Raw genomic sequence first — 9099 nt, 5'->3', positions numbered from 1 at the left:
CTGGCTGTCCACTGTGGTAAATACAATAACTTCCCGATGAGACCTCTTAAATGGAAATCTCCACGGGAAAGCTTAAATGCTTTTTTGGTTGCCGTGTAACAGAGGTTTGACAAACCTACATCACCGCGTCACCTTTTGGTCGCTCGGCGCTTGACCTCTTTGCGCCAAACGACTAAACTTTATAAGTTAAATATTTTCAGGCGCGCCTGAGGAAGGATGTTTTATAAATGGACAGCAGCGGCCCCAGTCCTGAACCTGTCGGACAATTGTGCGAAACATCTAGATAGCATGCCCTGGGGCGCACCATACCCGGGTGTTGCGGGTATGGAGGTAATATTATGCTCAGAATAACAAAAACAACAGAGACGCAGCTCGTTGAGCTGACCCCTGATTGCGTCGAAGCCGGCGCATGGATAAGTCTTATACGCCCCACAGCGGACGAACTCAGCCGCGTAGAGGCGATAACAGGCGCGCCGCAGGATTTTATCCGCTCCGCGCTGGACCCGGAAGAATCTTCGCGTATAGAGATCGAAGACAACCATATACTTGTCCTTATCAACGTCCCCGTAAACCACGAGGCGCAGAATTATGAATACGACACGCTGCCTCTCGGCATCGTCATCACACCGGAATACATCGTCACCATCTGTCAGGAACACAATGATATAATACAAAATTTTTCAGAGTCGCGCTTTCGGTATTTCAGCACGCATAAGCGCACGCGGCTGCTCTTCCAGATACTATACCGTTCCGCGATGCTCTTTTTGAAGGACCTGCGTCAGATGACGCGGCGTTCCGACCAGATAGAGCAAGACCTGCGCCTCTCAATGAAGAACGAGGAGCTCTTTCAGCTGCTCGACCTCCAAAAAGGCCTCACCTACTATTCGATGTCGCTGCGCTCAAACAAAGTCGTCGTTGAACGGCTGCTGCGCCTCTGCTCCAACCCGCAGGTGAGCCATATCATCAAATTCCGCGAGGAGGACGAAGAACTCCTCGACGACGTGCGGGTCGAATACGACCAGTCCATAGAGATGGCGCAGATCCAGACGGACGTCCTCGCCGGCATGATGGACGCATTCGCCTCCGTCATCTCCAACAACCTTAACATAGTAATGAAATTCTTGGCTTCCATAACGATAGTGCTGGCCATCCCGACAATGGTCGCCAGCTTCTTCGGAATGAACGTCCCCGTCCCGTGGGAGGGTCACCCGCTGGGCTTCATCATAGTCTGCGCCCTCTCGATAGGCTTCACAATCGTAGCCACATGGATACTGTGGAGAAAACGCCTGTTTTAAAACGACGAAAAACACTTGCAGTCAAAGAGCCTCTAAACCTAAGTGAAATCCAGGTTTAGAGGCTCTTTTTATAATTTTACATCCAACACGCCGCGATCCAGCGCACCTTCCGAATTAAGAGACAGCACACGGCTATAAAAAGCAAACAGAGCCTTCGCCAAAACTAACAAAGACCCTGTGATGGTATATTATATGGAGCCGACTCCCGGACTCGGACCGGGGACCCCATCCTTACCATGGATGTGCTCTACCTACTGAGCTAAGTCGGCCTGTCTTTTTAAATGCGGTAAGGGCATTTGGACACAAAAATGGTGGTAGAAGCTAGGTTCGAACTAGCGTAGGCTCTCGCCGACAGATTTACAGTCTGTTGCCTTTGACCACTCGGCCATTCTACCACTTGCTTGAAACCGCCGCGGCGACAGCGGCATTACAGGAAAGTATTCTACAGGATTTTATTTTTTTGTCAACCCCGCCGTGGAGAATCGGCGGAGGAATTTCCGCGCGGTTTTCGCGCGCCTCCGCCGTTTTGTCTTTTATCGGTTACTTGATTTTGTAATATTTTTCGGGAACCTTTATTTTGTTCATGCCGAGGGGGCCTTTGCCAAAGACGTAGGTGTCCTGGTAGATGAGCAGGAAGTTCTTCATCTTTACGCCTGTTGCGGCGTCGGTGTAGGCGCTGCTGTTCCACGCAAGGCCCGGCGAGAAGGCGGCGAAGGCTTTCATTACGTCGGACTGTCTACCCAGCTTCGCCTTCTTTTCAACTACGCGCTTGCCATATTCACCAAGCGCCGCTGTGATGCTGTAGCCTGACGGGTAGGCCCATGTGGCGAGGCGTCCTGAGGCGCTTTTATTTACTACTGTTTTTTCTATTTTGCCAAGTATGGCGGGCCAGTTGCCCTTTTCTTTTTTCAGATCTATCCCAAGCGCTCCGGCGTAGCCCTGAAGCGGAGAGTCGGTCTGGACGTAGAAACCGCCCAGCTCGGTTATTTTTTTGAGGAGCGGCTCCACCTGAGCGTCGTTGGTGCTGAAGAAGGCTGTATTTTTCCCGTATTTCTGGAGCCACGCCGGGGTTTTTTCAAGAACGTACTGCTGCGCTCCGGCCACGCCTACGTCGCTTGTGGGGTCGGGCGCGGTTTCAAAGACGAATTTGAGGCCCAGGTCTTTGCAGGCGGCCTCCATTATTTTGCGTCTGCGGGAGAGCAGTTCGTAGCTCATGTGCCTCGGGAATGATATGTGGACGTAGGTCTTGGCGCCAAGCTTTTTCGCGGCGGCCGGCATGATATAGCCCATGGCGAGGTTGTCGGAGTTGACGACGAGGTCGGCCACAGCACCTATTACGTTCGGGTCTTCCTGCGGCTGCCCCGTGAAGCATAGGATGTCTTTGCGTTTTTCTTTGATGCGGCGGAAGGCCTCGGCTGTGCCTGGCACGCCCTCCATGACGACCACGACTTTCATCTTTGGGTCGTCCGCAAGGCCGGCTATCTGGCTTATGACGGTCTCCATTTCGGCTCCGAAGTTGTCGGGGTAGGTGACGTGTTTTATCATGCCGCCCTTTGAGGCGTCTTTGTACATGGCAATGAGCCTCTCGGCCCCGCGGACGTTGTCTTCGCCCTGCGAGACTGTGCCGGTGACGACGCCTATGTGAAACGGCGCGTCGGCGTGAGCGGGAAGCGCGGCAAATAGCAGAAGCGCCGCAAGCAGCAGTAGTTTTTTCATTGGTATTACCTCCGTTTATATGTTTGCGTAAATATGTTTATAGCTGAGTGATTTAATTGCCGATGATCTTCTCCGCCGCGGCGCGGATCTTTTCCTCCGTCGCCTGCTCGTCTCCGGTAAGACGCGGCGCAGCGCTATTTCCGTCTTTCATAAATATTATAGTGGGTACGCCGCGCAGGGAGAGCTCTTTCATTATCTCTTTGTTTTGCGAGCGGTCCATCTTTAAGAAGTCGATACGCCCCGCGTATCTTGCCGCCAGCTCTTCAAATTTCGGAGCAAGCGCTATACAGGGCGGTCACGACGGGTCCCAGATATCCACTATTACGGGCCGTTCGTGCGAGGCCTCTATAACGTCACGGGCGTACTGAGCATAGTTTATGCTTTTCATTTTCTGCCACCTCTTTTACGGGAGTTTCTATCTGCGATATTATAGCACAGGGAGGCCGTCAAGATACAAGAAGAGAGCTCGCACGCTTTGTGTGAGTCTCTTCTTGCGGTATAAAAAATTTTGATTTTTCGTTAATCGAGCGTTTGGTATCCTCCGCCTGAGACTATCAGCGTCTGCCCAGAGACCCATGAGGCCATCGGGGAGGCGAAAAAGAGCGCCGCGTTTGCTATGTCTTCTGGCGCGCCTAGACGTCCCAGCGGAGTTTTTTCCAGCATCTTGCGTTCCATCGGTTCTGTGAGGACCGTAGCAAGCGCGTGCGTCTTTATTGCGCCGGGCGCGATGGCGTTCACACGAACGGGAGCCACGTCTATCGCCATCTGGCGCGTGAGGGCGTTCACGGCGGCCTTGGAGGCGCTGTAGACGGACATGTCAGCTCCGCTCATGATGCTTGCCATTGAGCTGATGTTGACGATGGAACCATAGCCCGCGGCCCTCATGTGCGGCAGGGCAAGGCGTGAGAAACGAAAGACCGAGTAGACGTTGAGGCTGAATATCTTGTTGATGTAATCGGCTGAGAGCCCCTCAAAACGCTCCGCTCCGCCGCCTCCGCCTCCGGTATTGTTGACGAGGATGTTCAGGCCTTTCAGCGCCGCTGCGGCGCGTTCTATGACGTCTGTGTCGTCTGCCGCGGATATGACGTCGCATTCGAAAGCGGCTGTATGCACGCCAAATTCCTCGGCGATCTCAAGCGCTGTTTGGTGCGCGGCCTCCGCGTTTTTGTCTATGATGGCTACGTTTGCGCCAGCTGCGGCGAAGGTACGCGCGCAGGCGGCGCCTATGCCGCCCGCGCCGCCTGTTACCACGGCGGATTTTCCTCTAAGATCTGTAAGTTTTGCAATATCCATAGACCAGCCCTCCAGTCGAAAAATATGCTGCTTCGCCTATAGTAACGTGTGGATTTTTTATTTTCAAGGGCAAACGCGCCGCGCGCATATAAAAAATCGCGGAAGAGGCAAGCCTGGCGCTTTCCTCTTCCGCGATTTTTTATGTTATTTTGGATTTTTCGTTATTTCTTGTCTTCCGATTTTGGCGCCGCGTCTTCCGAGGCCGGTTTGTCTGCCGGGAAGATGGATGCGTCAAGCACCTTTACGTCGGCGCGTTTGAGCAGCGTCTCGTAGAATTTCTGCTGGGCTTCCTGCATCTTCTGGTTGGTTATCGTAGCCTTTACGTCGGCGCTGACGGAGTTGAACGGGATGACGCGTTCAGCGGTCTTTGTGCGCTTGATGGCGATGTAGCTGAATTTATCTCCGGCGCTCTGGACTGGCGTCACTTTGTTCATGGGGTAGTCTTTGAGCATGGCGAGTTCTTTTTGGAGCTGCTGGTCGGCGAGCACTGTGGGCTGGTCATACGGCGTTGACATCTCTATGTCGTTTTTGTATTTCGCCATCTCCGCGTCCCAGTTGCCTCCCGCCGCTATAGCCTTGCGCGCGGCCTCGGCCGCCGCCTTGTCTTTGAAGGTGGCGATGTTTACGCTGATGCCGGCCGGCTGCTTGTAAAGGAAGTTCTTCGCCGTGTCGTAGAAGGCGCGCACCTCTTTTTCGTCTACCTTGATGTCGGCTTCGAGCGATTTAAGGACTTTGTCCATCTGCAGCTGCTTTTTGATGTCGTCCTTCATCTGCTTTTCAGTGATGCCGCTGCGCTGCATGTAGGACATAAATTCTTCGCGCGTCGGATACTGGTCCATTATCTTTTTGTAGGTCTCTTCGATCTCGTCCTTCGCGACGTCGATGTTTCTGTTCTCTATCTCTTTTCCAAGCTCCGCCTGGATCGTCATCCCGTCGAGCACAGCTCTTCTGATCTGCGGGGCGTCGGCGGAGGTGACGTTGCTGCCATACTGCTCTGACATGCGAGAGGCGCCTTTTTCAAGCTCAGAACGCATTATGTTCTTGCCGTCTATTGTAGCTACCGGGTAGTCCTGACGGCCTTCGCCGTTCCCACCTCTGTTGCCGCGGACATACAGGCCGTAGCCTGCGAAGCACGACGCGACGAAGAAGAGTATGACGATTATCATGATGACTCTAGTATAGCTTCTCATTGCTCTTAACAAGGGAAATCTTCCTCCTCAAAATACGCTTTTGCGTAACTTAGATATGATACGATAGCCAGACGATACTGTCAAAGGGCGCAGCTCTTCCTAAAGATAACGCGCGAATTTTTTTATCTCGGAGCCCTCCTGCGATAAATATTCCGCGCAGAGGGCGCCGCATTGCTTTACGTCCTCCGCTACGCGCGCGCAAAGCGCCGCAGCCGACGGGAACTTTTCCTCGCCGCGCAGCCTCTTTAATATGAAGAGCGTGATGTCGCGGCCGTAAAGATCGCACTCCGCGCCTATTATGTGCGCTTCGCAGCGCGGCGGCCGAAGTCCGTCAAAGGTGGGGTTGCTGCCGATGTTGAGGGCGGAGGCGCGCCAGTCGCCGTCAATCACCGTAACGGCGGCGTAAACTCCGTGCGGCGGATATATCTTGCCCGGAAGCAGACATAGGTTCGCCGTGGGAAAGGCAAGCTCGCGGCCTCGGCCGTCTCCGTGCGCGACGCGCCCGCTCACCATGTACGGATAGCCAAGCAGCCGCGCGGCAAGCGTCATATCACCGCCCGCCACCGCCGCGCGCACCGCGGTGCTGCTGATGACTTTATTTTCGAGAAAACGCGACGGTATGACGTTGAGCGACCAGCCTCGTTCGCGGCAGAGCGACGCAAGCAGTTCTGCGTTTCCGGCGCGGTCTTTTCCGAAGCGAAAGTTCGCGCCGGTGACCAAGCCCTTCACGGAATATTTCGTTCCTATGCAGTCCACGAAATCTGATGGCGAAAGCGCGGCAAATTCACGTGTGAAGTGTATTTTTTCCATACGCGGGACCGCCAGGTATTTCGCTATCAGGTCTCTTTCGGGCGGCGAGAAGAGCAGTTTAAATTTGTTTTTGTCAAGAAGCATCCTCGGATGTCCCTCGAAGGTGATGACGCCCCAGCCGGTCTCTTGTTTTTGGGCTACAGCCGCCGCCGTTTCAAGCAGCACGCGGTGTCCCAGATGAAATCCGTCGAAGGCTCCAAGCGCGTATATCAATCCTCTGCGCCTCCTGAAAATTTAATGTTGACGTCGGGAGAAAGTTTGAGTTTCGCTCCATCCCTCGCAATGTCGCAGATAGAAAAAAGCGAGGGAGACGCGACGAGCAGTTTTTTTGAGCAGGCTGGTGGCAGATTTTTACGAAAAAGCAGGTCAAGCGTCACAGGAAGCCCGCTTGAAAGTTTAGCCGCCGCTTCGTCGTCCGCGCCGTAGGCCGCGCCTTCGCGGCAGAGGCTCTCTATCGGAAGCAGAGAGGCCGCAAGCTCGGAACTGCTCATCTCAAAGAGTTTTTCCGCAGGATATGCGTCGGAAGCGGTAAAGGCGCCGCAGCTGACGCGGCGCAGAGCGGACAGGTGCGCCGCGGACGCAAGCGCAGAACCTAGGTCGCGCGCGAAGCTCCTGATGTAGGTGCCCTTGCTGCAAAAGACGCGAAATCTCATGCGCCCAGCGTCATCCATATCGCTAATGCGCTCTATCTTTGAAAAATAGACCGGCCTTGCCTCCGGCACGACGGCCAGGCCGCCGCGCGCAAGCTCGTGCGCGCGAAGTCCGTCCACATGCACGGCGGAGACGGCCGGAGGCGACTGCATTCGCCAGCCAAGAAAGCCGCAGAGCAGGATCTCCGTCTCTTCGTTGGTTATGTGCGAGCGTCCGGCGCGCGCCGTCACCTCTCCGCTTGCGTCGTCCGTCGAGGTAGAAACTCCGAAGGTCACCTCCGCCTCGTAGCACTTAGGCAGCGCCATTACGAAATTCGCAAGGCGCGTAGCCCCTCCGGTCAATATAAAGAGCAGGCCTGTGGCGGTGGAGTCGAGCGTGCCGCCGTGGCCTATTTTTATTTTGCGTCCCAGTATGCGTCTGAGCCTCTGTACGCAGTCTGTGCTGCGCAGGCCCAGCGGCTTATCTACCGGAAGCAGCCCAGTGAAGGACATAGGCCTCGGCCTCTTTCTTTACCGTTTGCAGAACTGCCTCGAAGCTTCCCTCTACCGTCGCGCCTGCGGCGTTCACGTGGCCGCCGCCGCCGAACTTTGAGGCAAGCTCCCTTGCGCTGCACGTTCCTCGGCTTCTGACGCTGAGTTTGACGCAGCCTTCTTTTTCCGTGACGAAGAGTCCCATGCGGACGCCCTTTATGCGCATCAGCATGTTGACGAGCCCTTCAAGCGTGTTTGCGCCCGCCTCCGCCTCTTTTATCTCTTTGTCGCGAAGCCACGCAAGCGCGCACTTGCCTTCTGCAAAAACCTCCGTGCGCAGCAGCGCCGCGCCCCACACCTTCAGGACGTCGGCCGTCAGGTTCTCGTGTATGCGGTCGTCTATATCGGTGGGATGCGCTCCCGCGCTAAGCAGCAGCTTCGCGCAGTCGTGGCTGCGAGGCGTCACTGAGTTATATTTGAAGTTGCCGTTGTCCGTGGTGAGCGCCGTGTACAGCGCGGCGGCCTCGCCTTCCGTTATCCCCATGCCGAAGGCATCGATGAGCTCCGTCATCACCTCGGCGGTGGCGGAGCCGTTTGTGTCTACGAGATTTGTCTTGGCGTAGAGTTTGTTGTCGCCGTGGTGGTCGATGTTCAGAGAATCCGCGCAGGAGGCAAGCAGCTCGGGCAGGTTTGAAAGCGCGCGCTGCTCCGTGCTGGTGTCAACTGTGACAAGCAGCGTTTCGGCAAGCTCCTCGGGCGAGAGGCTCTCTAAAACTGTAAGTTCGTCTGAGTGCGGAAAAAAAGAAAACGCGGCAGGCAGCGGATCTTTTGAATAGACGGAGGTTCGTTTGCCGGCTCGCTTGCCAAGCGAATATAGCGCAAAAGCGCAGCCGAGCGTATCGCCGTCAGGATTTTCGTGACAGACTATCGCCCAGCTGCTGTGTTTTTTTAGTTTTTCCAGCGCCTCCGCAAAGAGGACTTTGTCATACATCTGCTACGCGTCCCTCTCGGCCTTCAGCTTCGCGTCCATTTCCGCGACTTTATCAAGCAGCTCGTCCATCGCGCGCGCCTTGTTCTCGGAATCGTCATAGACGAAGTGCAGCTCCGGTATGGTGCGCAGACGCATCTCTTTGCCGAGCATGCCGCGCATAGGCACGGCCGCCTTGTCGAGCGCCTCCTGGACGACGGGCCTCTCCTCCGGCTTTATCAGAGTGTAATAAACTTTGGCAAAGCCCAAGTCGCGCGATACGGAGACCCTTGTTAGCACGGCCTCCGCCGCGGAGGCGTCTTTTATGCGCGTCTGCAGCATCTGCGAAATGAGACGCATGAACTCTTTATTGATTCTGTCGATCCTATAGGTCGCCATATTTGAACACCTCCATAGAAAAGGCGACGACTGTAAATTCGCCCTCTTCTTCTCTTTGATATATAAATTTTTCTAGATTGCGCATTCTTTCGTCAAGCTCCGCGGCAGATGATCCGGCCGCGGAAAAGCCCAGCTCCGCCGCGTTGTGCGCGCCCTCCGGACCTAAGTCCGCCGCCGAAATGGAAAAACGGCCGCGCACCCCATCCGTGATGGAGCGCACGACCTGACGCCGATCTTTGAGGCTGCCCGCGTAGGGAAGCCTCAAAGAGGTCTGTGCCGCCGCTATCCAAAAGGACATATCTTATTCC

General features: G+C 55.3%; 10 protein-coding genes and 2 tRNA genes. 1 reads left to right on the top strand and 11 read right to left on the bottom strand.

Annotated elements, in window-relative coordinates:
- Positions 1–338 precede the first annotated feature (338 nt).
- Positions 339–1295 carry a magnesium transporter CorA family protein gene (locus RRY12_07395; protein MEG2184485.1) on the top strand — a complete coding sequence of 319 codons (957 nt, stop codon included), beginning with the start codon at positions 339–341 and terminating at the stop codon, positions 1293–1295.
- A gap of 193 nt (positions 1296–1488) precedes the next feature.
- Here RRY12_07395 and RRY12_07390 read toward each other — a convergent pair.
- The 11 genes from RRY12_07390 to RRY12_07340 form a co-directional block, all read right to left on the bottom strand.
- Positions 1489–1564: transfer RNA gene (locus RRY12_07390), tRNA-Thr, on the bottom strand.
- A gap of 40 nt (positions 1565–1604) precedes the next feature.
- A tRNA-Tyr gene (locus tag RRY12_07385) sits at positions 1605–1690 on the bottom strand.
- A gap of 145 nt (positions 1691–1835) precedes the next feature.
- The gene (locus RRY12_07380; protein ID MEG2184484.1) at positions 1836–3011 is read right to left on the bottom strand and encodes a DUF3798 domain-containing protein; all 1176 of its coding nucleotides are present in this window, start codon (positions 3009–3011) and stop codon (positions 1836–1838) included.
- A 52-nt stretch (positions 3012–3063) separates the two neighbouring features.
- Positions 3064–3297, bottom strand: coding sequence for a thioredoxin family protein (locus RRY12_07375; protein MEG2184483.1), 234 nt, complete (start codon positions 3295–3297; stop codon positions 3064–3066).
- 233 nt (positions 3298–3530) lie between these two features.
- Complete coding sequence (locus RRY12_07370) at positions 3531–4304, bottom strand: glucose 1-dehydrogenase (protein MEG2184482.1); 774 nt, start codon at positions 4302–4304, stop codon at positions 3531–3533.
- Positions 4305–4465: 161 nt separating this feature from the next.
- The gene (locus RRY12_07365) at positions 4466–5506 is read right to left on the bottom strand and encodes a SurA N-terminal domain-containing protein (GenBank protein MEG2184481.1); all 1041 of its coding nucleotides are present in this window, start codon (positions 5504–5506) and stop codon (positions 4466–4468) included.
- 87 nt (positions 5507–5593) lie between these two features.
- Positions 5594–6517 carry a riboflavin biosynthesis protein RibF gene (gene ribF, locus RRY12_07360; protein MEG2184480.1) on the bottom strand — a complete coding sequence of 308 codons (924 nt, stop codon included), beginning with the start codon at positions 6515–6517 and terminating at the stop codon, positions 5594–5596.
- The gene (truB, locus tag RRY12_07355; GenBank protein MEG2184479.1) at positions 6514–7446 is read right to left on the bottom strand and encodes a tRNA pseudouridine(55) synthase TruB; all 933 of its coding nucleotides are present in this window, start codon (positions 7444–7446) and stop codon (positions 6514–6516) included. Before truB ends, ribF begins: the two co-directional genes overlap by 4 nt.
- Positions 7415–8416 carry a bifunctional oligoribonuclease/PAP phosphatase NrnA gene (locus tag RRY12_07350; GenBank protein MEG2184478.1) on the bottom strand — a complete coding sequence of 334 codons (1002 nt, stop codon included), beginning with the start codon at positions 8414–8416 and terminating at the stop codon, positions 7415–7417. Before RRY12_07350 ends, truB begins: the two co-directional genes overlap by 32 nt.
- 3 nt (positions 8417–8419) lie before the next feature.
- Entirely contained in the window at positions 8420–8791 is a 372-nt protein-coding gene (gene rbfA, locus RRY12_07345; protein ID MEG2184477.1) for a 30S ribosome-binding factor RbfA, read from the bottom strand.
- Complete coding sequence (locus RRY12_07340) at positions 8778–9089, bottom strand: DUF503 domain-containing protein (GenBank protein MEG2184476.1); 312 nt, start codon at positions 9087–9089, stop codon at positions 8778–8780. The genes rbfA and RRY12_07340 overlap by 14 nt, the downstream gene beginning before the upstream one ends.
- Positions 9090–9099 lie beyond the last annotated feature (10 nt).

Source organism: Cloacibacillus sp. (assembly GCA_036655895.1).
In the GTDB taxonomy this organism is placed as follows: Bacteria; Synergistota; Synergistia; order Synergistales; family Synergistaceae; genus JAVVPF01.
The sequence above is the reverse complement of the archived record's forward strand: the minus strand, read 5'-3'. Positions and strand labels throughout refer to the sequence as shown.

Bases quoted from the DNA above. Each gene is read 5' to 3' on its own strand.
- RRY12_07395 (MEG2184485.1), top strand. From the start codon at position 339: ATGCTCAGAATAACAAAAACAACAGAGACGCAGCTCGTTGAGCTGACC.
- RRY12_07380 (MEG2184484.1), bottom strand. From the start codon at position 3,011: ATGAAAAAACTACTGCTGCTTGCGGCGCTTCTGCTATTTGCCGCGCTT.
- RRY12_07370 (MEG2184482.1), bottom strand. From the start codon at position 4,304: ATGGATATTGCAAAACTTACAGATCTTAGAGGAAAATCCGCCGTGGTA.
- truB (MEG2184479.1), bottom strand. From the start codon at position 7,446: ATGTCCTTCACTGGGCTGCTTCCGGTAGATAAGCCGCTGGGCCTGCGC.
- RRY12_07350 (MEG2184478.1), bottom strand. From the start codon at position 8,416: ATGTATGACAAAGTCCTCTTTGCGGAGGCGCTGGAAAAACTAAAAAAA.
- rbfA (MEG2184477.1), bottom strand. From the start codon at position 8,791: ATGGCGACCTATAGGATCGACAGAATCAATAAAGAGTTCATGCGTCTC.
- RRY12_07340 (MEG2184476.1), bottom strand. From the start codon at position 9,089: ATGTCCTTTTGGATAGCGGCGGCACAGACCTCTTTGAGGCTTCCCTAC.